We start from the raw sequence: 23,979 nt of genomic DNA, 5'->3' as shown, positions 1-23,979 counted from the left end.
TCAGCGGTCGAAGCGGTTGTGGGTGCGGGCGATGACGCCGCGGGTGTGGGTGTTGATCTCGGTGTTGTCCTGAACGACCGTGCCCTCGTAGTGGTGGTGGATGACGGGCGGGGCGGCCTGCACGGCTTCCTTGGCCCGGCGGGCGAGGCGGCAGAGGGCCAGGACCACGGCCGTGGGGGCGCCGAGGACGATGCCGCAGACGACGGGGTCGGCGTACTGGGACAGGTACATCAGCACGCCGGCGGACACGCTGACCATGGAGACCGATCCGGAGGCGGCGAGCATGAGGACGCTGGTGTCGGTGGCGCGCTGGCTCATGGCGGCTCGGCCGGGCTGCGGCTCGGGCGGGGCGGTACCGACGGCAGGGACCGGTGTCACGTCCTTGTAGGAGGTGGCGACCGGTGCGTTGGTGCTGTATCCCTCGGCGATGAGGCGGGCGGCTTCGGCCTCGGCCTCGGCTTCGCTGAGCGCGCGGCCGGCGGGGCGGTCGGGGTGGTTCACTGGGGGTGCTCCTTCGATGCGTTGGGGGAGTGGGCAGGGGACCGGCCGGTCTTGACGGAGTAGCCGGTCCCCTGCCGTTTCGGGGGGTCAGGGCAGGCGGTAGACGCCCCTGCCGAGCGCTTTGAGCCCGCCTTCGTTGGCGAGGCTGCTGACCTCGTTGTTCACGCTGCGGGTGGCGGGGCCGCCTTCGGTGCCGCAGCCGACGGCGGTGCGGATCTCCTTGAGCGCGAGGCCCTCGGGGTGGTCCTTGAGCGCGGCGAGAATCCGTTCGCGGATCGTCGGGGCCTTCCCCGTGGCGGCCGCCATGGGTGACGGTGCTTCGGGAAGTTTCTCGGCGCCCCGTTCCTTGTCCTTGCTGAAGGCCTCCGGGGCGCCCGTGGCGGGCTCCGGCTCGCCCTCGGGGGCGCCGCTGCCAACGGGCCCCTGCGGGGGCCGTGACGGGCCGCCTGCGGCCTTTCCCGCTTCCTTGGCGGCCGCGGTGCCCCGGTGGGCGTATGCGGCGCCGGCGGCGCGGGCTTCGCCCTCGGTGAGGGTGGGCATCGGGTGGCCGTCCATCAGCTCCTGGAGCTGGGGATAGAGGCCGTTGACCTTCTTCAGGACGAAGGTGCGGAAAAGGACCGCCTTGCCTTCGGTGATCAGCCAGCCCATGCCGGGGGTCGGCACGCCCTCGGTGTTGGCGGTGCCCTCGAACAGTTCCTTGGCGCCCGCGCCTTCGTAGATTCGCTCCGGGATGGGGGAGATGTGGGCGCCGATCGGGGCGATGCCGTCCAGGCCCATGCCCTGGGTGGACGAGGAGGCCGTGCGCAGCAGGAAGACGTGGCCCTCCTTCCCCTTTTCCCTAATCTCGTGGTTGTCGCCGAGTTCCTTGAGGTGGAGGGACTGGACCGCGAGGTCGATGCCGATGCCGACCTTCTGCCCGGTCTTCTGGAGGTCGCCGATCATCCAGGCGGCTTCCTTGCGGACGTCCTGGTCCAGGGAGGACAGGAGGCGGTTGATCTCGTCGCCGGTCCACTGGATCAGGCGCCACGGGCCGTGGAAGTCGAAGTCTCCGCGGCCGTTGCTGTGGTCCTCGCGGTACCGCTTGACCGCGTGCAGGGCGCGGAGTTGCTGCATGGTCTCTTCGGGGCCCTTGGCGAACCAGTCGATGCGGCCCTCCATCTCGGGCATCGACATGCCGCCCTGGACGTCGGCCATCCAGGAGATGACGCCCGAGATGCGCTGTGCGGCCCCGAAGAGGCGCATCAGGCCGGACTTGCCCGCGCCGGTGGTTCCGGCGGTGATGCCGTGCTGGGCGCGGCCCGTGTCGAAGTTGAACAGCTGGATGCGGGCGACCGTGCCGTCGTGGGCGACGCCGATGGAGATGCGGCCGCGGTCGTCCATCGTCAGGTCCTCCTTCGTGGGGGGCCTGACGTGGAGGAGGGGGTTGGCCCGGTAGATGTAGACGACCGCTTCGCGGGGGCCCGCGCCCTCCATGACGAGGCGGGAGATGTCGTCAATGCCGAGCGCGGAGCACAAGGCCTCGTGGTTGACCCGGAGCGTCTTGCCGCGCGGGGCGGCGATCCGCAGCCGGATCTGGTCCTCGCCGATCGCGTACGCGACCAGGTCGACGCCGGGCGCGGCGCCGCCGGTGTTGTTGACGTGTTCGGCCCAGATGCGTTCCAGGGCCGCGCCCGGGTCCTCGGCCTCGACCTCCAAGGCCTCCCGTACGCGTCGGGCCTCGGCGAGGCGGGGCGCGACCTGGATGGCGAGGCGGCCGGGGCCGTACCCGGGGACCGGCGCCGTGGCGACCGCGTCGACCGGGACGTCGAAGACTCCGGCGATGGCCCGCTCGTCCAGGGTGCGCGGCACGGTGTGGCCGGCGGGGGCCAGGACGATCGCCTCGAAGTCCGGCCCGTCGAAGTCGTACTGCCAGATCTCCTCCAGGCTGGTGTCCCCGGTGGCCTGCGACCGGTTCCACAGGGCCCGCATGTGGTCGGCGAAGGTGACCGGCTCCGCGTCCACGACCTCCGGCTCCCCGGCGAGGACCGGCAGGTTGTCGACGGCCCGCTTCAGGCCCTTGGAGCGGGTCCACGGCGTCATGGGGATCATCACGGCCGTCCAGGCGGCCGCGCCCAGCATCGGCCACCCGTTGGGGTAGTCGAAGACGGGGACCAGCAGGCCGCCGGTATAGGCGGCCGTCCAGCCGAGGACGGGCAGGGCCCGCAGTGACGAGGTGAGCCGTCGCGTCCAGTCGTCGGTGCCGCTGCGCTTCCACAGGCCGACGCCGGTGAGGGCACCGGTGGCCAGGGCCGCGCCGTGCGCCCACCACGGAAGGTCCATCGCGGGGCCGATGGCGGCCCAGGTGCCGGCGGCGCCGTACACGGTGCGTTCCGCCCAGGCGAGGCGGCGGGCGGTCTTGCGTGTCAGCCCCCGCTCACCGGCGGCGGCATCGGCTTTCACGACGTCGGTCGTCATCGTCATTTCCCCTCCGGGAGGAAAGAAAGGGGGAGGGGCCCCGGCGATTGCCGGGGCCCCTCCCAAGGGGCTTTCCGCCCCGGCACTTTCGCGGCCGGGCGGCTATTCGGGTTACTTGACTTCGTTGAATCCGGGCTTGGGCTGCTGTACGCCCATGGACTGCACGGCTTCGTAGATCCCGCCGTATTCGCGCTGGTGGGAGTCGGCGAAGCCCTGCGCGTCCATCTGCATCGCGTCGGCGGCGCTCACCAGGTCGCCCGAGGCTTCGGCGACTTCCCGCAGCGAGGTGGCGCCCTCCATGATGAGGGCGGTGAATCGTGGCTCGACTTCCGCCGCGTCACACATCTCCGACATGTTGCTTGCCTTTTCGGCGTTGCGGCGAAAGAGCGCCTGGAGAACCCAGATCTTCTCTTTGAGCCACAGCGCCCGCGCGGCGAGCGTGGTGACCGCGAGACCGAGGCTGAGGAAGCCCAGGTTGCTGTCGGGGATCGACGGGAGGTTGTCGCTGCTGTCGGGGACCGCGGGGGAGTAGCTCTCGCGGGGGACGATCTCCCCAGACACCGGCTTCCCGGGTACGAGTTCTCCGGACACGGGTGACCTCCTAGTTCTCGTTGTGCACGCGGGCGGACGGGGTGCGAAGGCCCGCGTCCGCGGTCGCCTGGGTGAGCGGCCGGTACGCGTCGTCCAGCTCGGTCTTCGCGGTCTCGCAGGTCTCGGCCGCGTGGAGCGACTTGACCGACATCTCCTCGGCCTTGCGGGAGAGGACCTCCATCGACTCGGCGAGCTTGCGCATCGCCCAGGCGGTGATGGTGCCGATGATGTTGTGCTTGGCGGCCAGCCGGGCGGCCACCTCGTCCAGCGCGTACATCAGCTCCTTGGCCTTGGCGGAGAGCTGGAGGCATTCGTCGTGCGCGGCGAAGGCCTCCGAGACCACCTCGTCCAGGAACTCGGTGACGTCATCGAGCGTCACCTCCGTCGCGTGCTCGGGGTTCATGCCGTCGTCCATCGCGGTGGTGACGGCTCCGGTCGGGACGGCGGGCGAGTTGCCCACAGGCGCCTCCTTCGGGGTTGGGTTGGGGATGCCGGTTCCGGCGGGGAGGCCGCGGGCCCCGGTGGTCAGGGGCTCGCGCGAGGAGGCCTGGTAGCCGGGCGGGAAGACCTGCTCCGCCACCCACACCTCCTGCTGCTGCGGGTCGGTGTCCCGCATGGAGTCGTAGGCGCTGCGTCGCTCTCCGCGCGGCGGCGGGGTGTAGAACTCCCAGCCGCTTCCGGTGGAGTCAGCGGTGTCCTCCGCCCTGGCCCGGGCCCGTTCGCTCGCGCGGCGGGCCCTTTCCTTGCGGTTGGCCTTGCGCCGGGCGGCCGGGCCGGTGCCCGAGGCGGGGCCGGGCGCCTTCTTCTTCGACTTCACCCGGACCTTCTTCTTCCTGCCGGGCCTGGAGGCCTTCGCGCCGCCGCCCGGCTTGGGCTTCTTGGTCAGGTCGACCTTCGGCCCGGCGCCGGTCGCGGTTCCGCCGGCGGGCTTGGGCTTCTTCGTGAGGTCGACCTTCGGCGTGGCCCCCGGCTTCGGCTTCTTGGTCAGGTCGACCTTCGGCCCGACCGGTGTGGACCCGCCGCTCTTGCCTCCCTTCTTCTTCGGCTTCTTGCGCTTGACCGTGGTCAGCACCGGCGGGGCGAGGTTCTTGCGGCGCTTCTTCAACCGGCGCCGCGCTGCCTTCGCGACGGCCTGCCCGAGCGTCGTACGGTCCGCGTCGGCGGCGGCCGCCGTCTCCTTCTTCTTCCGGCGGGCCTTGGCCCGGGCCTTGCGCGCCTTCTGCTTGGCCTCGAACCGGTCCTGGCGGACCTGCTCCCGACGGGCCTGCTTCGCGTCGGCCCGGGCGTTGCGGACCCGGTCCTTGGTGTCCTGCCGGGCGTCTGCCGCGCGGGTCTTGCGGTCGCGGGCGGCGTCCCGGTCCTTGGCCCGGTTCTCCCGCCGGGCCGCCTGCCGGTCCGCGCGCCGCTGGTTCTTGCCGTCCTGGCGTGCGGCGGCCCGCTCCTGGCGGCCGCGGGCGCGCTCCAGCGCCGGGCTGGACTTCTTCGAGCTGGGGGACTTACCGCCCGAGGGCGACTTGATCCCCGACCCCGAGCCGCCGTTCTTTCCGGAGCCCGGAGTCTTCGAGCTGCCCTTGCCCTTGGTGCCGAGCGAGCCGAGCCCGGTGGACGTCTTCGGCGTGGTCTTCTTGCCTCCCGGCGTCAGCCCGCTGCCGGAGCCGCCCTTGCCGCCGCGGCCGGGCCCGGTCCCGCCGGCGCCCTTGCCGACGGGCCCGCCGCCCGGGCCCTTTCCGCCGCCTCCCTTGAGCGAGCCGCGGCCGCCGCCGAGCACCTTGCGGCCGTAGTCCTGGCTGGAGGGGATGGACTTGCTGCGCTGCTGCGCCGCCTTGTCGCCGATGCTCTGCATGGCGAGGGCGTGCTTGGCGGCGGCCTCCTCGCCCGCGAGCCGGTGCTTGAGTCGGGCCTCGCGCAGCGGGGCCAGTTCCTCCGCACGTTCCTGGCGCCGCTGGCGCCAGTCCGTCAGGGCGGTCGCGGTGCCCCGCAGCGCGGCGAGCGCGATGGCCAGGGTCGCCGCGAGCCCGAGGGCGGCGACGCCGGGGCCGTCCGCCTCGCCGTCACCGTTCTCTTCGTCCCGGCGGGCGGGCGCCGTCCCCTCCGAGCGAAGAGCGACGGTGCCCGCGGTGCCGGTCGACCCGGGCGCCGGCGGGAGTGCCGGGGTGAGGGCGGCCAGGGAGTCGGCCACCGACCGGCGTCGCCGGGCGGGGACCACCATCCCGTCGCCGTCCGCCTCCGGCCCGGAGGCCGGGGAGGGCGGTTCGGCGGGTGGGGCCGGGGGCGCCGGGGGAGGGGCGCCCGGGATCGGGGGGAGCCCCGGTGGGGCGCTTCCCCGAGATCGGAAGGAGACGACGTTGCCGTTCCGGTTGTCGTCCCGAGGGTCATCAGCCACGTGCTCTCCAGGGTTGACAGAGGGTGACCGGATAGGAGATCCTCGCGCGCCCGCGCGCCCGTGCGCCCGCGCGCCCGCCTTGGACCCCCAACCCGGTCCGCCCCCGGGTGATGATGATGGTGATGACGCTTACGCGCCGTGACTGCCGTCGTGACGGCCGGTCCAGTTCTCCAGCGTCCGCGCGAGGTCGTTCCACAATTCCGGATTGGCCTTGCAGATCGCGCGGGCCCGGTCCCACCAGGCGTCGGCCAGACCCGCATCACCTCGCTCTTGGACCTGCCGAGCCTGCCGCGCCGCCCAGTGGGCGGCGCGGCGTTCCCGGCGGACCTCGGAGGTCGAGGGCACCTGGTGCACTGATCAGGCTCCCTTGCGGTCGAACAGGTCGTTGACGCCCCGGACCGTGCGGCCGCCGGACGCCTTACCGGCGCTCTGACCTGCGCTTTCGCCGCTCTCCTCGGTGTCGCTGTCGGGCCGGGCGGCCATCGCGGTGACCGTCTTGTTCAGCGACTTCGTGGCGAAGGCGCTCACCTGGCCGCGCCGGTCGGCCTTCGCCTTGGCCTTGGCCGCGCGCTGAGCGGGCAGGGCCTGGACGGTGCGGACGTGGTCGGCGTACGCGGTGCGCAGGCCCTCCGAGGCCTGCGCCGCGTCCCGCGAGGCCTTGACCAGGCGGTTCAAGTGCTTCTCGACCCGCCGGGCACGGCGCCGGGCCGACCACCGTCCGTCTCCCTCCACGTGCTGGGAGAGCAGGACGGTCTGGAACAGGGCCCGGACCGCCTCGTAGTCGCCGTGGTCGGTGTTGTGCTCGCGCTGCCGGTCCAGCGTCCAGGTGGTCAGGTGGTCCAGGTTGAGCAGCGGCCGGAACTCCGCCGGCACACGGCTCAGGACCTCGTCGGTGTTCGTGGGCTCGATCTCGGACACGGGGTGATCTCCTCTCGGGGGAAGGGGCCCGCCGACTCTCGGGGGCAGTGGCGGGCCCTGCCCGCGACGTACAGCGCCGCGCGGGTCAGCGAGCGGCGAGGTGCTTCTGTCGGTCCGCAGGGCTCAGCAGCCCTGCTTCGTCCAGCAGCCGTACGGCCCGGTCGCGGTTGCAGCCGACGGCCGTACGGGCGGCGTTCACGGTGACGTAGTCGCCGTCACGGTCCAGGGCCCGCAGGATCTGAACCGCCTCTTCGTCCGTACGGGAAGCCGCCGTACGGCCGCCCGTACGGGGTGCGGGCGTACGGGCCGTACGGGGCTTTGCCGTACGGCCCGCCGTACGGTCCGTACGGGTTGCGTCCGTACGGTCGCCCGTACGGGCCGTACGGGCGGGGTCCGTACGGGGCTCCGTACGGTCCGGGTTCGGGTCGGCCGTACGGTCCGGCTCGGGGTTCGCCGTACGGTCCGGCTCACCCCGTCCGGCGGACGGGGCGGCCGCGTCCGTCGTGGGCTCGGCGGGCGCCGTCCCCTTCTCCTCGTGGTCGTCCTCCAGGAGTCGGTGAACGCGCCAGACGATGGCGACGACGACGAGGACCGCGACGACGATGAGCCCGATGCTCGGGTGCTGCTTGCCGTCGACCACTGTCACGCCCGTGCCCGTCATGTCGGCCACGTGGTAGGTGATGTTGGTGGCGGCCATCAGCCCGAGCGCGTACGGCACGTCCTTCCGCATGCGGAACGCCGTGACCGCGTAGACGTCCAGGCCCACCGGCATTGCCCACCCCAGGTCTCCGAACGGGGTGTCACCCAGTCCGACCATCCGGGCGAAGGCCCACTCCCCGGAGGCGGTCAGGGCGATCACGGCCGCGAGCGCGACCCAGATGCTGCCCTGCTTGATGACCTCCGCCCGGTTCCGGGTCCTCTTGAGGCTGGCCGCGCGCTTCTCGGCGATGCGGCGGGCCTCGCGGGCGGCGTCCAGCTCGCGGTTGGCTTCCGCGAGCTTGGCGTCCGCCTCCTTGCGCACCGCGCCGGCGGCGGTCCGGGCTTCCCGCTCCGCCTCCTTGCGCAGCTCCTCGAACTCGGCCGCGAGCCGAGCCCGCTGCGCCTGCCGCTCACGCTCGTGCTGTTCGCCGAGCTGTCGGAACTGGCTCTCGATCTCCGCCCGGGCGGCGTCCACCTCCTCGCGGTACGCGGCGAGTTCGGCGTCGATCTCCGCGCGGCGCGCGCTCAGCTCCTCGTCCAGGTCGAGCCGGGCCGACCGTCGGGTCAGGTCCAGCTCCGAGTCGAGTGCGGCCCGCGCCGTCCGGATCTCCACCGCCTGGTCCTGCGCCTCACCGACGATGCGGGCGGCGTCGTCCAGGGCCTTGCGGTAGGCGGCCTCCGCCGAGGTGCGGCGCAGCTCCACCAGGGCGTTCGCCCGGTCCTCCGCCTCGGCGAGCACGACGCTCACCTGCTTCTCGGCATCGGCGAGCAGGCTCTTGGCCTCCTCCTCAGCGTCCGCCATGACCTCCCGGGTCTCGGCGGCCGCGTCGGTCCGGGCTCGGTCGAGGATCGCCTCCGCGTCGCTTCGGGCACCGGCGCGGATCGTGTCCGCGTCGCCCTCGGCTCGGCGCAGCCGCTCCCCGACCTCTTCGGCGGCCTCCACCAGGACGCGCTTGGCGTCGGCGGCCGCCGCCCGGCGGATCTGCTCCACCTCACTCTTGGCGGTCTGGACCAGCACCGCCGCTTCCTGTGCCCCGGTCCACCGTGCGCTGTCGATCACGTCGGCGGCGCGGTCGCGGAGATCCGCGTCCAGGGCCTCGCTGTCCTCCCGCGCCTCCGGCTTCGGCGGCGGGGCCGCCGCCTTGGCCGGGCGGCGCGGCGTCGTCGTCTTCCGGGCGTTGGCGTTGCGGGCTGGCTTTCGGGCCCCCACACCGACCTCCTCTCATGCAGGTGGCCGCCTCCCGGCGGCCACCTCGGTGTTTCGGACCGTCAGCCCCGCACGCGGCGGGCGGCGATCCGGCCAACGGAGTTGGCCGCGGTCGAGACCCGCTCGACGGCGCTGCTGGCGCGCTCGACCAGTGCGTGGTCACCGGCCCGCCTGCACACGGACTCGATGGGAGAACAGCGGTCGTCCACCCAGTCCGTGACCTTCTCCAGCCACACCGGGATGCGGTTCTGCACCTCCCACAGCAGCTCGCCGAGGACGTAGACCGGCATGGTCGCGCCGGTCCACATCAGCAGCGTCAGCCGCAGGCGGAGACGGGCCAGCGGGCCGGGGGTGTTCACGACGACGAGCAGGTCCAGCAGGTGCTCGAAGTCGTCGGCGGACCAGCCATCCATCGGGCCGTGCTGGTCGTGGAAGCGTCGAACGGCCGTCTTCTTCGGCCGGGTGAGCAGGTTGATCGTCACCGTCGTCCTCCGAGCTTGGTCATGGCCTGGCCGTGACGCTGCAATTCGGCCTGTGCCTGCTGTCGGGTTTCCTCCGCCTTGCGGGCCGCCTCGGCGGCCTCGGACGCGGCACTCACAGCAGGTCGGAGGGGTCGGCGTCGGCGGTGCCGGTCAGCACGGCCAGCTCCTCGGGGGTCACCCACTCCTGCGGGATCAGCACCCGCAGGGTGACGTTGCCCTCGCACATCGAGCCGGTGACGACGAGCTTCCCGTCCGGGAGCGAGCCCGGGCGGGCGTCGTCGATCTCCTCCAGCAGCGCCGGCAGGACCTTCACCGCGTCCGCGGTGACGGTGATCGTGGCGACGATGCGCGAGGGCGCCACCTCGAAGGCGATGCGCACCCCGAGGCGGGCCAGCTTCTGGATCGACTGGAAGAGGGGGAAGACCTCGATGGCGGTCTCCCGGACCTCCTGGGCGATCCCGGTGGCGGACAGAGGCATGTCGGCGGGCATGATGGTCATGCGGATCGGTTCCTTTGCTGGTAGATCCGTGGACCCCCGGCACATATGGCGTTGCACCGCCGTGTCGGGGGTCGCACCGTACGGGGGACGGTGCGGTAGGCGAGCGGGGACTCGAACCCCTGTCTCCGGAGAGCCCGAACCAGTCGGGCACGCCCCTCATGACCTGTGCCTTTTGAATGCCGCCGGGCATCCCCCAGAGGGAGGAGGCCCGGCGGAATCCGGCCCAATTACTCATCTTTGGCACGCTGTTGAGTTCTCAAGGAACCGACGCTCCCGCACCGGCCTTCCGTCATTCGACGCTGGTTCCGAACCGCTATGCGGCGTAGCAGTGCGCATCGTTCATGCATCACAGATCATCCGGCCCGATTGCATTGACCAGACAATGCGTTGCGAGGACGACTCTGACACTCACCGGCCGCCACGTCAAGCACATCAACCAGTCCGCACGCATTGACTGGACAATGCCCGGGGCAGGGCTGTACACATGACGGCATGAAGCCCACGCCCGTCTACCAACAGATCGCTGATGATCTCCGCCGCCAGATTTCTGACGGCACGTTCCCGCCCGGCTCCCAGATGCCCACTGAGGCTGAACTCCTTGAGAAGTACGGTGAGCTGCATGGAGTCCGCTCCCGGCAGACCATCCGGCAGGGCTTGGGCGTACTCGTGCACGAAGGCCTGATCGAGGCTCGCCGCCCGAAGGGCTACTTCGTCATCCAGCGCAAGCGGCTCGTCTACCGCCCCCAGGCGGAGCTGAGGCAGAAGCCGCCCGAGGTCGACATCTTCACGAACCTGGTCCAGGAAGAGGACGGCCGGACACCGTCACAGGAGATCGAAGTCTCGATCGTGGACCCCACCGCCGCGATCCGTGAACGCCTGGGTCTTGCACCGGGCGAGCTGGCCGCCGCCCGCCGGCGAGTGCGCAAGCTCGATGACGTCCCGTACAACCTCAACGACTCGTACGTACGTCTGGACCTTGTCCAGGGGACCGACTTCATGCACCCCGGCGACGTTGCACGCGGTACGAACGCAGTGCTCGGCGAGTTGGGCCACGAGCTGGTCTACGGCTTCCACGAGTTCTACCTCCGGATGCCCATGCCGGACGAGGTCCAGCGGCTTCAGCTCGGTGCGGGCGTCCCTGTCGCCGAGCACCTGTCGACCACCTTCGACAGCGAGGGCAACGCCGTCCAGGTCACGGTGAACCTCATCCCTGGCGATCGGCACGTGATCGTGTTCGAGACCCACCGCGAGGCCGGAACGGATGCGCCTCGCATCCCGTGGGGGAACCCGTGATCATCGTCCCTGCCGAAGAAGCCGACCTTCCCCGGCTGATCAAGTTCCGCACAGACGCTTCTATGTGGCTGCGGACTCTCGGTACCGACCAGTGGGCCAAGCCCTTCCCGGCCGACCGTCTTCTTGGCTCGATCCGCCGCGGCGAGGTCTTCATGATCCGCGAGCAGCCCTACGCGGATGCCGCGGCCACCATCACCCTGGACCGCGAGGCTGATACCCGATTGTGGACTCCGGAGGAGATCGCGGAGCCTGCTCTGTACGTGCACAAACTCGCCGTGGACCGCGCTTACGCAGGCACGGGACTCGGCAGCGCGCTCCTGGACTGGGCAGGTGAACAGGCTGTCCAGCAGGGGGCCAAGTGGCTCCGGCTGGACGCTTGGAGCACAAACCGACGGCTCCAGGCCTACTACCTCGAACACGGCTTCACCCACATCCGAACCGCCGACGATCCGGAAGTGGTCTCGGGCTGGGCGGCGCAGCGACCTGCCGAGTTCCGGTCCTGGCTCGGTACGACACACCGGTTGACGTCTCCTTCGGTGCAATCGCCGAACGGAAGAGGGCATGATGGCACCGCATCCGAGTAACCGCGTGCGCGCGGTGAAGCCCACGGAATTGAGGCTCCAAGACATGACGTGCATCCCGGCCGCAACACCCTCCGCCCCCGCGCCGAAGGTGACGGCCCGTCCACTGCCGCCCCGCTCCGACTCGCTGAAAACGCGTTCACCGGAGGGCGGGGTGCGAGGCAAGATCGGTGGATGTCACGTACACATGCGCCGTCGCGTCGCCGGTTCGTCCGCCGGCGCGGCCGCCCGCCCGGCCGGACCTGCGCCCTGATACGCCGATGGCCGCCCTGCCTGCCAGCAGGACGGCCATCTAGATCGACTCCCAGCCTCCACAGCTTGAGTCGTTAGGTCGGCGATGACGCCGGGGCCCGAGCCTTGCCACAGGCCCGAGGTCACCACTCCCAGGATAGAACGAGTAGCGCCCCGCACGCAGCAGCGTGCCCCAGCTCAACGTCTCTTTTCCGTCACTTGCCGGTCTGCGACTCCCCAAACCTCCAGGGGAGACCCCAGACGATGTTCCAGATCCACCCGACAACACGCAGCGTCGCGACGCCGCCCCTCTGGGTCGCGTCCGCTGCGGACTTCGCCGCCGAGGCGGTGACGCCGTGAAGCGCCCGCAGAAGGCCCTGGCCGCCGCTGCCGCCGCTCCGGACGGCGACGAGGAGTTCGAGTTCTCCGGCACCATCACCGACTACTGGTCGTACACGATGGTGCGCGACTACGTGATGCTGATGCCCGGCATGACCCACACCGCGTTTCGGCTCTACAGCCTGCTCCGGTCGATGGTGACCGAGGCCTCCCGCCGGCCGCGCGGCGGCATGCGACGGATGACGATCGACCAGTTGTGCTGGCTGCTGCCGGGCCCGAACGACAAGCCCATGTCGGTGAGCGCCATGTACGAGGTCCTGAAGACCCTGGAGAAGCTGAACCTGGTCGTGCCGAAGGACGCGGTGGAGCTGCCCGGGATCACGAACTTGAAGGGCAAGGTGCGGGCCGCCCAAGGCATCAGCCGCGGGTTCACCGTCCACGACATCCGGCCCGCCGACGCCCACGTCGGGTGGCGCAACGCGTGGGACAAGTTGGACGCCTACCGGCCGGACTGGCGGGACAACCCGCCGCAGCCGCCGACCCACCTCACCGAGGTGGAGACCTCCCCGAACGGTCAGACCCTGGCCACCGTGCGGCTGGTAGACGCCCAGGGCGAGCCGTTCCAGAAAACTGGAACACCGCAGGTCGAGGCCCCTGAGACCCCTTCATTCCAGAAAACTGGATCACCCTTCCAGAAAACTGGAACGCCAGCCCAGATTTCTGGAACGGATCTCTCGCTGACCAGCGAAAACGATCACCCTCTAAGAAGCTCTCTCAAAGAAGCTTCTCTCTCTGGTGACCCGGGTGCCCCAACGGACCCGCCCGTCACGGCCGAGGCCGGGACGGGACGAGGAGAGGAGACTTCGGCTTCGCCGGAGAACGACACCGCCCCCTCCGCTGCCGCTGAGGAGTCGGACGACCACGACGACGTGCGGGTGGCCGAGGCCTGGATCGCCTCCCGCCAGAAGCACGGGCACGGTGTCCCCGCCCGCAGTCGCATGGCGATGGTCCGCGACGCGGCCGTGCTGCTCGCCGAGGGCATCGACGTCGAGCACCTGGTCGCCGCGGCCGCCGACATGGGCAGCCGGGCCAACTGGTACTCGCTGGAGCGCCACCTGGAGAAGTTCGTCCCGCCGAGGGCCTCCGTTCCCGGCCAGCGCCCGGCCCTGCCCGACTGGTGCGGCAAGTGCAACGACGGCATCGAGCCCCGCCAGCCGGGCCAGCGGATGCGCGAGGGCGACGACGGCCGCCTGATCCGCTGCGAGTGCCACCCGAGCCACCCCAGCAACGCCAAGAAGTCGGTGGCCTAGACCCCGCAGCACAACGGCGGCAGGGGAGCCCGTGGAAAGGCCCCTGCCGCCGCTCGAATCACCCAGTTCAGAAGGGATTCACCCATGAGCGTACCCACGCAGCACGACGGCATGGAGGACGGCGGCGGCTCGCTGTTCGATGAGGGGCCGCAGCCGGTCCCCTTCGAGCGCGTCCCGCCGAACGACCTGGAGGCCGAACAGTCCGTGCTCGGCGGCATGCTGCTGTCGAAGGACGCGATCGGCGAGGTCAACGAGGCCGGGGTCACCAATGAGGCGTACTACCGCCCGGCTCACGGCACCATCCACGACGCGATCATGGACATGTACGGCAAGGGTCAGCCGGTCGACCCGATCACGGTCGCGGCGTACCTGACGAAGTCCGGCGACATCGAGCGGATCGGCGGCGCGTCCTACCTGCACACCCTGGTGCAGGCGGTGCCGACGGCGGCGAACGCCGCGTACTACGCGGAGATCGTGGTCGAGCGGTTCAAGCTGCGCCGCCTGATCGAGGCGGGCACCCGGATCGTGCAGATGGGCTACGCGGCCGAGGGCGAGGTCGCCGACGTCGTCAACGCCGCCCAGGCCGAGATGCAGGCCGCGGCGCAGCTCGGCGCCGGCGGGGGGCTGGAACGAGTCTCGGACGTGGACGACATGCTGGAGGAGTACCTCGTCAGCATGGACGCGCCGCCGCCCGAGCGCCTGCCGCTGCCGTACGCCGACCTCCAGGCCATGCTGCCGATGGAGCCCGGCGACTTGGTCGTCATCGCGGCCCGCCCGGCGATCGGCAAGTCCGTGGTGCTGCTCGACATCGCCCGGCATGTGGCGATCAAGCACCGGATGCAGGTGCTGATGTCGTCCATGGAGATGAGCCGCCCGCAGCTCATGGAGCGGATCATCGCCGCCGAGGCCCGCGTCCCGCTCAACCGCGTCAAGGACCGGCACTACGAGAACGACGATCGCCAGCGCATCCACGACGCGGCCCTGACCATCGGCGGGGCGCCGCTGGTCGTGGACGACGGACCGGCCGCCACCACGGTGCAGCTCCGTTCGCGGCTGCGCTGGCTCCAGGCGCAGGGCAGGCTCCCGCGCGTGCTGGTGGTGGACTACCTCCAGATCATGAAGGCCTCCGGCAAGCGCGGGCAGAACCGCACGGGCGAGGTGGACGAGATCTCGCGGGGCCTGAAGGAACTGGCCGGCGAGTTCGGGATCATCGTGATCACGGCGGCCCAGCTCAACCGCGAGGTCGAGAAGCGCGAGGACAAGAAGCCGATGATGGCTGACCTGCGCGAGTCCGGCTCGATCGAGGCCGACGCCAACGCCGTGATCCTGCTGCACCGCCCCGACGCGTACGACAAGGAGCACGAGCGGGCGGGGGAGATGGACTTGATCATCGGCAAGAACAGGCAGGGACCGACGGGTACCGTCACGGTCGCCTTCCAGGGCCACTACGCCCGCGCCCGCGACCTCGGTACGGGCTTCTGACCTGCGGAAAGGGGAATCCGACATGATCGCCACCGACGTACGGAACAGGTTCGTCACCTCGTCCCGGACCCAGCGTATCGCTGATCGCTGGAACGCTGCATACCCCGCGATGCGGACCATCCTGGACACCGTCATCCAGGCCCAGCGCGCCGCCCAGCAGCCCACGGTCGACGTCGCCCGCCTGGAGCGGGTCCGGCGCGAGCTGGGGCAGCAGGACCGGGGCACCTTCAGGGCCTGCACCCGCAGCCCCGGGGGGTTCAGCGTCTTCGACGCGTTCAGCCAGGTCCGCGAGGTCGTCAACGTGACGTCGATCGGCCACGCGGACGCCGGCGCGATCCTGCGGCTGTGCGCCGAACTGGCCGACGCGGTCGCCGAGGCGGCGGTCGCCCACCGGGCGGAGCGGCCCGCGGTTCCCGCGCAGTCGGTCGACGGCGGCCGCCCGGAGCGGGCAGACTCGGAGCAGACCGAAGGGGGCACGCGATGACCGCACAGCCGATCCACCCGCACGAGCCGGAGCGGGTGCCGCGCAACGCCGAGGGCATCGCGGCCGCGCTGGACGGCGCGCGCCGCATGGAGTTCTACCGCGAGCTGCTGGCCGCCGCGCCCGAGGAGGCGGAGGGCGTCCTGCGCCGCTGGTGGTGCGAGGCGATGCTCGACACCGACCCGGCCGGCGACCGGCTGACCGCGGCCGCGCTGGACGGGACACTGCCCACCACGGCGGTCGCCGACCTGATCGAGCGCCGCCGCACGGCGGGCCTGCCCGTTGAGTGAGCCGCACAGCGGGGAGCCGGAAGGCCTGCCCTGCGTGCTGTCGGAGGAGGTCACCGAACTCCTCATGGACAAGAACCTGTCCGGCGCGGTGTTCGGCGCGATCGTGGCCGCCACAGTCGTGATCAACGAGACGCGCGGCGAGGTGCCCGGCAGTACCGCGTCGGCGAAGTGGCCGCAGCAGCGGCGAATGCCGCTCGGCGCGGACGGCTCGCTCGGCATCGCCGAGTACGTCATCGCCGCCGACGCCGACCCGCCGCACATCGTCCTCACCCGCGTGCAGCTCTACTGACCGACCCGCCCGACCCGGGGCCCGGCGAGACATCCCGTCCGCCGGGCCCTTCGGCGTTCACGGCGGGCGCCGGCGGGGGCGGTGCTCGAGGAACGGCGCTCCTCTCCGTTCCGCGCCGTGCCTCGTGCACCCGGCGGTCGCCCGACCACGGGCCGCCTCACCTCTTAAGAGGTGAGTTCGTGGCGAAGGCGGCGGAGCGGGTGCGGGTTCAGGCACGCGGGGGCTCCGCCCCCACACCCCCGGCCCTCCACAGAGGGGAGGGGGCGCCGTTTTGATCTTGCGGCCGGTGGGTGGTGCTGGGTGGGTGGGGTCGGGGGGTTCCCTCCGCGACGGGGCCCCCGGAGGGGACCACAGCCCGCGCCGGGCCGCCAGGCCAAGCCGCCTTCGGCGGTCGCGCGAGCGCGAGCCTGGCACCCCGACACGGCCCGCGGTCGGCTGCGCCTGCCCCGCCGCGGAGGGAACCCCCCGACCGGCCCGGCGTACGGCGTCCGCCGGAGGGGGTTCCGGGACCGGTCCGGCGCCGGAAAACTCACCAAAAAACGCCTCTGACCTGCGGTTTTGTACGTGTCGGGAGTTGACCTAGGACACAAAACTTGAGAGTATTAGTTACGTCGAAAGGGGGCGGGAATCCCCGGCCGACAGGCCTCCGGGCCCACACCGATCAACCTCAACGCGAAGGAACGCACGATGACCCACATCGCCGACGACAGCCCCACCACCCCGGACCGCGCGGCCAAGGCGCGGCTCGCCTGGGAGCTGTACCACGGCGCCCACGGCGGCGAGATCAGCGACCTGATCACCGACCTGATGCACCTCGCCGACGTGGACGACCACCAGGGCGGCGGCGCCCGGGCCGCGCGGCACGCCGTGGCCGACTTCCTGGACGAGCAGCCCATCTGGGAGCCGACCCCGGTCTACCTGGGGCAGTACCAGCCCGCCGGTCAGGACTGGATCACCGTCGCCCAGGGCGACGAGAGCACCGAGCCCGAGGACGTGGCCGGATGCCTGTGGACCCTGATGCAGAAGGCCGACTTCCGCACCGCCGAGATCCCGGAGCACGTGAAGGACCTGGCGCGCGGTGAGGTCCTGGTCGCCGACAACGGCACCGCGTTCCGGGTCATCAAGAACCCGGCCCTCACGGTCTGATCCACCCACCCCGGCGGGGGGCGGGGCGGGAATCCCGCCCCCCGCCGGTCCCACCGAAAACGCTCAACGAAAGGCCCAGTGCCATGAACCCCGAAATGGACCGAGTCGAGTACCGCACGGATCTCACCAAGCGGCCCGGGACCTACTTCGTCATCGCCGACGACGAGGGCGTCTACGACTGGAAGGTCTGGCGGGACGACGACCGGCCCCAGCGCTACGTGCTGGAGGTCCAGCGTGCTTCCGACGACCCGACCGAGCGCTACCTCCAGCGCGAGGACCTGAGCGCGGCGTGCCACGCCTCGCAGTCGCCGGTCGTGTTCCTCACCTACGAGGCCGTCAGCCAGGGCCACGCCGCGCACCTCGCGCTGCGTGAGTTCGCCGAGCGGCAGGCGTTCGAGGAACTCGAAGACGTCTTCTACGCGGACGAACTGGCCTTCACCGGCGCCGGGTTCACCGACAGCCCGAGCTGACCACACCCGCGAGCGGGCGGGGGCGGGAATCCCCGCCCGCCCGCGGGCCCGGCCACCGAACCACCTCAACGAGGAGCAGCACCATGAGCACCACCACCCTGAAGACCCGCATCGGAGAGCCGGACATCGAGTGCCGCTACCCGGTGATCATCGGACAGGACCGCGTCATCGGGCAGGCCTACCGCTGGCACCGTGACTGGCTGGTCGTCACCAGCGAGGGCGAGCACAACCTGCGCCGCCCGCCGACCGGCGCCAAGGGCATCGACATGGCGGCCGCGTACCTCGCCGAGGAGTACGCCGCCGGTCGCGTCACCGCCGTCGCGCTGGAGCAGCTCCGCGCCGACGCCCCGAAGCCGCTGCACGGCCCGGTGCCCCTGCTGCACCCCCGGATGCCCGCCAGCGCGCGCAACATCGCGGGCGCCCACACCGCCTTCGCCGGGCTCACCGAGCACCACTGGCGGGCCGTCCTGCACGGCTTCCCCGGCTCGGACAACCCGTGGTACCTGCGCTGCGAACTGTGCGGCTGGTCCGGCGTCCGCTACTGGAGCCACCACCGCGGGCGCAACGGCCAGCCGCCGAGCATCTACCGCCACGACGGCGGATGCGTCGGCGCCGAGAAGGTCCGCGCCCTGATCCCCGCCTACCAGAAGTAGGCCCGCCGACCGCCGGGCCCGGATCTCCCCGGGCCCGGCCCCACCGGCCACCAGACCACCCGGGCGTCCGCGGGGCGGGAATCCCGTCGCCGCCCGGGCCACACCGAGAAACCTCAACCCCCTTGGAGGGAACCATGACCGTCTTCGAGCCCACCGAGCAGGCCCGCGTCGCCGCCGCCCGTGCCACCGTCCTCGCGGGCATCGCCCGCCGCCGCACCCTGTTCACCTCCGCCTGGAACGGCCGCGCGCTGCTCGTGCTCGCCGACCTGCTCGACATCGTCGCCCTCTCGTTCTACGAGGAGGCCCCGGACGCCGACGGCATCCCGACCGACGCCGATCTCGCCCTGGCCGCCGCGGAGGTCGTGGCCGCCGAGACCCCGGGCACCGGCTTCCCGGTCGGCCTCGCGCAGTACGTCACCCACGCCGTGACCCGTCGCCCGCTCGTGGTCCCCGGCGCCGACGGCGGCGACCGCAGTGCCGACGACGCCCGGCTCGTGACCGCGCTGGAGACCCTGCACGGCCACCTCGCCGCGGCCGCCAGCGAGACGGTCGCCCTGGCCCTGCTGGAGGCGGTGTTCGCGCTGCACGACAAGCGCGCCGACCTCATCCAGCTCGCCCGCGGCTGACGTCCGCCGCCCCGGGCCCGGACACGCCGGGTCCGGGCCGGACTTCCGCCGGCCGCGACCCGGCGCGGGCGATGCCGCCCGCGCCGGGCCTCATCCGAACCTCACCGCAGGAGATGTCATGCCCCCCTTCGCCCCCGTCGAGTTCTGGCACGTCGTGATCGAGAACACGGAGATGGGCCCGCTCCCCGCCGACCTGGACCCCGGCCTGATCCGGCCCGCGCTCGCCAAGGACGTCCGCCCCGGCGACCTGGTCGTCGGCCACATCGACGGCTCGCCCCGCCGCCGCTGGGCATGGACCGGCGCCCCGGGAGAGGTCTGCTACCGCGCCCTTCCCCAGCAGGACCCCCGCAGCCCCCGGGCCATCAGCCTCACCGGCCGACTGGCGTCCGCCGTCGACATCGAGGACGAGGTGCTGATCGCACCCGCGACCCTCTACCCGGCCCAGTACCAGCCCGGCACCCGCGTCGAGCGCATGGCCGTGCACTACGAGCCGTACAAGGGTGCCCGGCAGTGGGAGCAGCGCGGCACCGTCCGCACGGTCGATGACGCCGACGGCACGCTCACCGTCCAGTGGGACGGCGACGCCGACGCGTTCCGCACCACGCGCGACCTGATCCGCCCCGTCGACCCGGACAGCGTCGCCTACGACCGGCGCACCTACGGCTTCACCACAGGCGACCGCGTCCGCAGTCGGGGAGGGCGGACCGGCGTCTTGCTGGAGATCTACCTGCCCGGCTGGCACACGACTCACCGCGGCCGCGTGCACTGGGACGCCGGGGTGGAGGAGCCGGACGAGAGCGCCGAGCCCGTCACCGAACTGACCCGCGCCCCCGTCGAGCTGATCGCCGACTGGCTCAGCCTGCCGCAGGGCTGACCGGACCCGCCGCCCTCCCGGCCCGCCCCGAAAAGGCGGGCCGGGAGGGGGCCTGATCTGCGGGAGTAGCTTGACTCACACCCCAAAACTTGAGAGTATTAGTTACGTCGGAAGGGGCGGGAATCCCGACCGGCACCGGCCCCCGGGCCACACCGAAGACCTCAACCCGAAGGAACTTCCCACCGTGATCACTGCCATTGAACGCGCCAACGCCATGGCGCTCCAGGTGTTCATCGCCGCCCACCTCCACAACGGTCGCGTCGTCACTCACGACCTGGTGGACGCCGTCATGAGCCGCGACGCCGGTACGGAGCAGGGGCAGGCCAACAAGGAGATGGTGCGGCGCATCATCCGCAAGCGCGCCGAGCTGGAACGCGTGCGGGTTATTTTCACCGAGGACGAGCGGTACTGGGCCATCCGCGAACAGCTCCACCACATGAGCACCGACGAGGTTCACGCGCTGCGCGACGAGATCACCGAAGGCGGCGACCGCGACCCCCGCGGCTGGGACAAGGCCCTGACGAACGCCATCTCCGTCCGCCTGTCCAACCGGCCCACCCCCGCCCGCCTGTACGGCTGCAAGCCCGTCTCCGTCCATCTGTGGAGCACGCCGCGCCCCGAGTCGGCCCCCGTCGCCACGCCCCCGGCCGACGACCGCAAGCACGTCCGCATCGTCGACGGCGGCACCCCCCAGATCATCCCGACCCGTGACGCCCTTGACGAGATGAACCACGCGATGATGGGCGGCGCGCGCCACGTCCGCGAGATGTCCCACGCCCGGTCCTGGGCCCGCATTGTCTACAAGGACCGCGAACGCGGCACCGTGGAGCTGCGCCCCGCCACCCCCGAAGACCTCGCCCCGACGCCCACCCCGGTGGCCGGCCGCGACGCCGCGCCCCTCTTCACCGCCCTTGCCGCGTACGAGGCGTGCGGGTTCGGCCTGACGCCTCGCGGCCTCGGTGACCTCGCCCGGCACCTGATCACCCTGGGCAAGGTCGCCCCCGCCGAGCACCGCCCGGCCATCACCGAGGCGCACGCCGCCGTCGAAGGCGCATGGGAGGCCCTTCGCAAGGCCCACAACCTCACCGCCCGCAACGCCGCCCACGACGCGGCGCGCACCTGTCTCGGACAGGCCCGCACGGCGATCCTGGCCGTCGCCCCGCACGCCCATCGGATGCACGGCACGGACATGCCCGCCACCGCCGAGGAGATCCGCGCCGCCGTCCTGGCCTACAACGCCGTTGAGGGCGAGCCGGAGGAACTGTCCGCCGCCGCGACCGGCACGCCCGTGATCCGCGTCTACTGCGGTAGCGACTCCGGCACCGGGTGGACCGGCACCGCCGTCATCACCGCCGGTATGGAGACGTCCGTGGGCCACGTGCCCGCTCACCCGCCGATCGTCGTGCAGTTCCGCAAGCGCGACGGCCGCCTGGACGCCGCCGAGAACGCCCGGCGCATCCTCGGTCCCCGCTTCAGCGTCGCCGTCCCCGTCGACTTCGTCCTCGACCGCCGCCCCTGACCGGCCCGGCGCCGCCCGCACCGGTGGGCGGCGCCGCCGTCCCGGACCGAGTGACCGGGGCCAGTCCGGCGGGGGAGTGGGGCGGGAATCCCGCTCCCCCGCCGGGGCCCGGCTCGAACCGACCACACCGAACACCTCAACCAGGAGACGACTGTGACGAAGAAGCCCTTCACCCCGCCCTGCGCCGCCGGGTGCGCCGCCGCCCAGATGGAACTGTTCGCCGCACCGGCCGCGCCGGCCGCACCCGCCCAGTCCGCCGAGTTCGACTTCGACGCCCACGATGTCGTGGTCATCGGCGACAGCGGCGGCAAGGACAGCGGGGCCACGGTGCACGAGGTCTGCACCCGCGCCGACCAGGCGGGCCAGCTCCACAAGGTCCGCATCCTGCACTGCGACCTCGGCACCACCGAGCGCGGTCACCTGGTCGAGTGGCCCGGCGCGCTCGAAGTAGCCCGCGCGCACGCTAAGCAGTACGGCGTCCCCTTCGCCGTGCGCCGCAGCAAGCTGTGGGGCTCGCTGTGGCAGCGGATTCGCTCCCACGGCAACTGGCCGGGCCACTTCGCGCGCTACTGCACGAGCGACACAAAGACCGCGGTCGGCCGTGACTACGTGGACGAGGTCGGCGCCGAGCTGCGGCTCGGGCGTCCGGTCCGCGCCGGGTACGCGATGGGCATGCGCGCCGAGGAGTCGAGGGCCCGCGCCAAGAAGCCGGTCCTGGAGCGCAACCGCATGAGCGGCAAGGGCACCCTGCGCGTCGTGACGACGTGGCTCCCGGTCCACCAGCTCAGCACCGAGCAGGTCTGGGAGGTCCACCGGGAGAACGGCATCGAGCACCACGAGGCCTACGACCAGGGCATGCGGCGCCTGAGCTGCCGGGCCTGCCCTCTCGCACACACCGACGACCTCGTACGCAGTGCGCAGCTCAACCCCGAGCTGTTCGAGGAGTACGCCGAGGCCGAGGCCGAGATGGGCCACCAGTTCAAGAAGTCCATCAGCCTGCGGCAGATCATCGAGCGCGCCCGGAGCTGACCAGCGCGGCCGGCGGGGGAGCGGGGCGGGAATCCCGCTCCCCCGCCGGGCCCGGCGCGACCCGCACCGAACACCTCAACCGAAGGACCGCAGCATGAACGAGACGTCCAGGGCCCACTTCCCCGTCATCCGCCGACCGCAGCGCACGCTCACGCCGGAGGAGCACGAGACCGTACGGCGTACCGCCCTCCTGAACTTCCAGGGCGGCATGATCATGGGCATCATCGACCCGGTTCCCAACCCTTCGCCGATGAGCGAGGAGGAGGGGGCGCGGGTCCGCGAGCGGGTGTGGCCCGCGTTCATGACGGAGATCGACCGCAAGTACCCGTTCGGCTTCTGGCGCTGGTCGATGTGCGAGCGCGGAACCTGTTGGAACTGCCTGGCGAAGCGCTGCGACCTGTGCGTCCACCGCCAGGAGGGCGGACCGCACGTGGACGACAACACCGACTGGGTGTACGGCGCTCGCGGGCAGGGCGTCGCCAAGGTCATCCTGCGGACCGACGACGCACCGTGCGTGTGGTGGTGCCGGTGCCCGTGCGCCAAGGACGGCCCGGCCCCCGACGGGCCCGCGCAGCGCCGACGGCGGGCGAAGCAGGCGGCCGCGGCGAAGCCCGAGGCGGCACCGGCACAGGAGGACGGCGCCGCGCGACCGGACCGGGCCGCCGCCCCGCGCCAGGGCCGCCGTGTCCCCCAGTCCGTGGACGAGGCGCAGTACACCCTGTTCTGACGGCGTCCAGGACCACCTGGAGCCGGACGTCGAGCGGCCCGGCGGGGCGCAAAAGCGTGGGAATCCCGCCGGGCCGTGCGGTCCGGCCACCGAGGGCCCTCAACAGACCCAAAACCGAACCGTCACCATCGTATCTACGACCGACACCACCAGGAGCACACCCGTGAAGACGATCGAGGGCCGCACATGGGCGAGCCGAGAGGACCTGATCGAGCACAGCGGCTACAGCCGGGACACGCTGTCGAAGCTGTGGCGCGACCGCAGGACCAACGGCCACCCCGAGCCCCGCGACATCGGCGGCGTCATGCACTGGGACGTCCAGGTCTGGGACGACTGGTTCGCCGAGCACTGCAAGCGGCCCCGCGACCTGTCCGGCGTCGACCGCAGCGGCGACCCGGACGAGCCGCTCCCGCCGGCGGGGCAGGCGCGCGTCCTCGGCGTCGACCCGGCCCGGATCACCCAGTACACGAAGAACCCGCCACCGGAGTGGCCCAAGCCGGTGCGCACCGAGCAACTGACCACCCGCACCCGCGAGTACCGCACCCGCGCCCAGCTCTGGGCGTGGGTCGACAACCCGGTCAGCGGGTTCGGCACCAAGGGCGGGCGCCCCTCCGGGCCCGACCCCAAGAAGCGCGCGGCGAAGGCGCCCGACCCGCGCGTCCGCCTGGCCGCCGAAGCGCTCGCCGCAGCCCCCGGCCGGAAGGCCGGCGAGGTGGCCGCCGCCCTCGCCGAACGGCACGGCCAGTCCGTCGACACCTGGAAGCGCCTCATCACCCAGGCCCGCAAGCAGGCCCAGCAGTAGGCCGCCGAGCCCGGCAACGGCCAGTGCACCCGACCATGGGGGTGCACTGGCCGTTGCCGTACCCGCCGCCGGTCCGGCCGGAGCCCAACCCCACCTCTTAAGA

General features: G+C 71.9%; 25 protein-coding genes. 16 read left to right on the top strand and 9 right to left on the bottom strand.

Annotated features, from left to right (window positions below; all coding sequences use genetic code 11):
- The 9 genes from ACFF45_RS17510 to ACFF45_RS17470 all read right to left on the bottom strand — a co-directional run bounded on the left by ACFF45_RS17510 (position 1) and on the right by ACFF45_RS17470 (position 9,734).
- Positions 1 to 501: a hypothetical protein gene (locus tag ACFF45_RS17510; RefSeq protein ID WP_381347007.1), complete on the bottom strand. Its 501-nt coding sequence runs from the start codon at positions 499 to 501 to the stop codon at positions 1 to 3.
- 87 nt (positions 502 to 588) lie between these two features.
- The gene (locus tag ACFF45_RS17505) at positions 589 to 2,955 is read right to left on the bottom strand and encodes a hypothetical protein (protein WP_381347006.1); all 2,367 of its coding nucleotides are present in this window, start codon (positions 2,953 to 2,955) and stop codon (positions 589 to 591) included.
- Between the two features lie 111 nt (positions 2,956 to 3,066).
- Positions 3,067 to 3,546: a conjugal transfer protein TraB gene (locus tag ACFF45_RS17500; protein ID WP_381347005.1), complete on the bottom strand. Its 480-nt coding sequence runs from the start codon at positions 3,544 to 3,546 to the stop codon at positions 3,067 to 3,069.
- Between the two features lie 10 nt (positions 3,547 to 3,556).
- Positions 3,557 to 5,755, bottom strand: coding sequence for a hypothetical protein (locus ACFF45_RS17495; protein WP_381347003.1), 2,199 nt, complete (start codon positions 5,753 to 5,755; stop codon positions 3,557 to 3,559).
- Between the two features lie 303 nt (positions 5,756 to 6,058).
- Positions 6,059 to 6,283 (bottom strand): hypothetical protein, encoded by a 225-nt coding sequence (locus tag ACFF45_RS17490; RefSeq protein ID WP_381347002.1) that lies wholly within the window; start codon positions 6,281 to 6,283, stop codon positions 6,059 to 6,061.
- 3 nt (positions 6,284 to 6,286) lie between these two features.
- Positions 6,287 to 6,847: a hypothetical protein gene (locus ACFF45_RS17485; protein ID WP_381347001.1), complete on the bottom strand. Its 561-nt coding sequence runs from the start codon at positions 6,845 to 6,847 to the stop codon at positions 6,287 to 6,289.
- Positions 6,848 to 6,932: 85 nt separating this feature from the next.
- Positions 6,933 to 8,756 carry a coiled-coil domain-containing protein gene (locus ACFF45_RS17480; protein WP_381347000.1) on the bottom strand — a complete coding sequence of 608 codons (1,824 nt, stop codon included), beginning with the start codon at positions 8,754 to 8,756 and terminating at the stop codon, positions 6,933 to 6,935.
- Between the two features lie 59 nt (positions 8,757 to 8,815).
- Complete coding sequence (locus ACFF45_RS17475; protein ID WP_381346999.1) at positions 8,816 to 9,235, bottom strand: hypothetical protein; 420 nt, start codon at positions 9,233 to 9,235, stop codon at positions 8,816 to 8,818.
- A 112-nt stretch (positions 9,236 to 9,347) separates the two neighbouring features.
- On the bottom strand, positions 9,348 to 9,734 hold the full coding sequence (locus ACFF45_RS17470; protein ID WP_381346998.1) for a hypothetical protein: 387 nt from the start codon (positions 9,732 to 9,734) through the stop codon (positions 9,348 to 9,350).
- 492 nt (positions 9,735 to 10,226) lie between these two features.
- On the opposite strand from ACFF45_RS17470, the gene ACFF45_RS17465 reads away from it, so the two are divergent.
- The 16 genes from ACFF45_RS17465 (at position 10,227) to ACFF45_RS17390 (ending at position 23,876) form a co-directional block, all read left to right on the top strand.
- Positions 10,227 to 11,027, top strand: a complete 801-nt coding sequence (locus ACFF45_RS17465; RefSeq protein WP_381346997.1) for a GntR family transcriptional regulator — start codon at positions 10,227 to 10,229, stop codon at positions 11,025 to 11,027.
- Positions 11,024 to 11,611, top strand: coding sequence for a GNAT family N-acetyltransferase (locus ACFF45_RS17460; protein ID WP_381346995.1), 588 nt, complete (start codon positions 11,024 to 11,026; stop codon positions 11,609 to 11,611). Before ACFF45_RS17465 ends, ACFF45_RS17460 begins: the two co-directional genes overlap by 4 nt.
- Before the next feature lie 584 nt (positions 11,612 to 12,195).
- Complete coding sequence (locus tag ACFF45_RS17455; RefSeq protein ID WP_381346994.1) at positions 12,196 to 13,488, top strand: hypothetical protein; 1,293 nt, start codon at positions 12,196 to 12,198, stop codon at positions 13,486 to 13,488.
- An 84-nt stretch (positions 13,489 to 13,572) separates the two neighbouring features.
- Positions 13,573 to 14,970 (top strand): replicative DNA helicase, encoded by a 1,398-nt coding sequence (gene dnaB / locus ACFF45_RS17450; RefSeq protein WP_381346993.1) that lies wholly within the window; start codon positions 13,573 to 13,575, stop codon positions 14,968 to 14,970.
- Positions 14,971 to 14,992: 22 nt separating this feature from the next.
- Positions 14,993 to 15,454, top strand: coding sequence for a hypothetical protein (locus ACFF45_RS17445; protein WP_381346992.1), 462 nt, complete (start codon positions 14,993 to 14,995; stop codon positions 15,452 to 15,454).
- Positions 15,451 to 15,741, top strand: coding sequence for a hypothetical protein (locus ACFF45_RS17440; protein ID WP_381346990.1), 291 nt, complete (start codon positions 15,451 to 15,453; stop codon positions 15,739 to 15,741). Before ACFF45_RS17445 ends, ACFF45_RS17440 begins: the two co-directional genes overlap by 4 nt.
- Positions 15,734 to 16,030: a hypothetical protein gene (locus tag ACFF45_RS17435; RefSeq protein ID WP_381346989.1), complete on the top strand. Its 297-nt coding sequence runs from the start codon at positions 15,734 to 15,736 to the stop codon at positions 16,028 to 16,030. Before ACFF45_RS17440 ends, ACFF45_RS17435 begins: the two co-directional genes overlap by 8 nt.
- Before the next feature lie 687 nt (positions 16,031 to 16,717).
- Complete coding sequence (locus tag ACFF45_RS17430) at positions 16,718 to 17,176, top strand: hypothetical protein (protein ID WP_381346987.1); 459 nt, start codon at positions 16,718 to 16,720, stop codon at positions 17,174 to 17,176.
- A 95-nt stretch (positions 17,177 to 17,271) separates the two neighbouring features.
- Positions 17,272 to 17,646 carry a hypothetical protein gene (locus ACFF45_RS17425; protein ID WP_381346986.1) on the top strand — a complete coding sequence of 125 codons (375 nt, stop codon included), beginning with the start codon at positions 17,272 to 17,274 and terminating at the stop codon, positions 17,644 to 17,646.
- An 83-nt stretch (positions 17,647 to 17,729) separates the two neighbouring features.
- Positions 17,730 to 18,299: a hypothetical protein gene (locus ACFF45_RS17420; protein WP_381346985.1), complete on the top strand. Its 570-nt coding sequence runs from the start codon at positions 17,730 to 17,732 to the stop codon at positions 18,297 to 18,299.
- A 134-nt stretch (positions 18,300 to 18,433) separates the two neighbouring features.
- Positions 18,434 to 18,925, top strand: coding sequence for a hypothetical protein (locus ACFF45_RS17415; protein WP_381346983.1), 492 nt, complete (start codon positions 18,434 to 18,436; stop codon positions 18,923 to 18,925).
- A gap of 118 nt (positions 18,926 to 19,043) precedes the next feature.
- On the top strand, positions 19,044 to 19,799 hold the full coding sequence (locus tag ACFF45_RS17410) for a hypothetical protein (RefSeq protein WP_381346982.1): 756 nt from the start codon (positions 19,044 to 19,046) through the stop codon (positions 19,797 to 19,799).
- A 184-nt stretch (positions 19,800 to 19,983) separates the two neighbouring features.
- Positions 19,984 to 21,318 (top strand): hypothetical protein, encoded by a 1,335-nt coding sequence (locus ACFF45_RS17405; RefSeq protein WP_381346981.1) that lies wholly within the window; start codon positions 19,984 to 19,986, stop codon positions 21,316 to 21,318.
- A gap of 153 nt (positions 21,319 to 21,471) precedes the next feature.
- Positions 21,472 to 22,347 (top strand): phosphoadenosine phosphosulfate reductase domain-containing protein, encoded by an 876-nt coding sequence (locus tag ACFF45_RS17400; protein WP_381346980.1) that lies wholly within the window; start codon positions 21,472 to 21,474, stop codon positions 22,345 to 22,347.
- Positions 22,348 to 22,441: 94 nt separating this feature from the next.
- On the top strand, positions 22,442 to 23,074 hold the full coding sequence (locus tag ACFF45_RS17395) for a DUF6248 family natural product biosynthesis protein (RefSeq protein WP_381346979.1): 633 nt from the start codon (positions 22,442 to 22,444) through the stop codon (positions 23,072 to 23,074).
- Positions 23,075 to 23,237: 163 nt separating this feature from the next.
- Entirely contained in the window at positions 23,238 to 23,876 is a 639-nt protein-coding gene (locus tag ACFF45_RS17390) for a hypothetical protein (RefSeq protein WP_381346978.1), read from the top strand.
- Positions 23,877 to 23,979: the final 103 nt, after the last annotated feature.

Source organism: Streptomyces cinereospinus (assembly GCF_042430725.1).
Taxonomy (GTDB): domain Bacteria; phylum Actinomycetota; class Actinomycetes; order Streptomycetales; family Streptomycetaceae; genus Streptomyces; species Streptomyces cinereospinus.
This window is presented reverse-complemented; position numbering and strand designations above follow the sequence as displayed.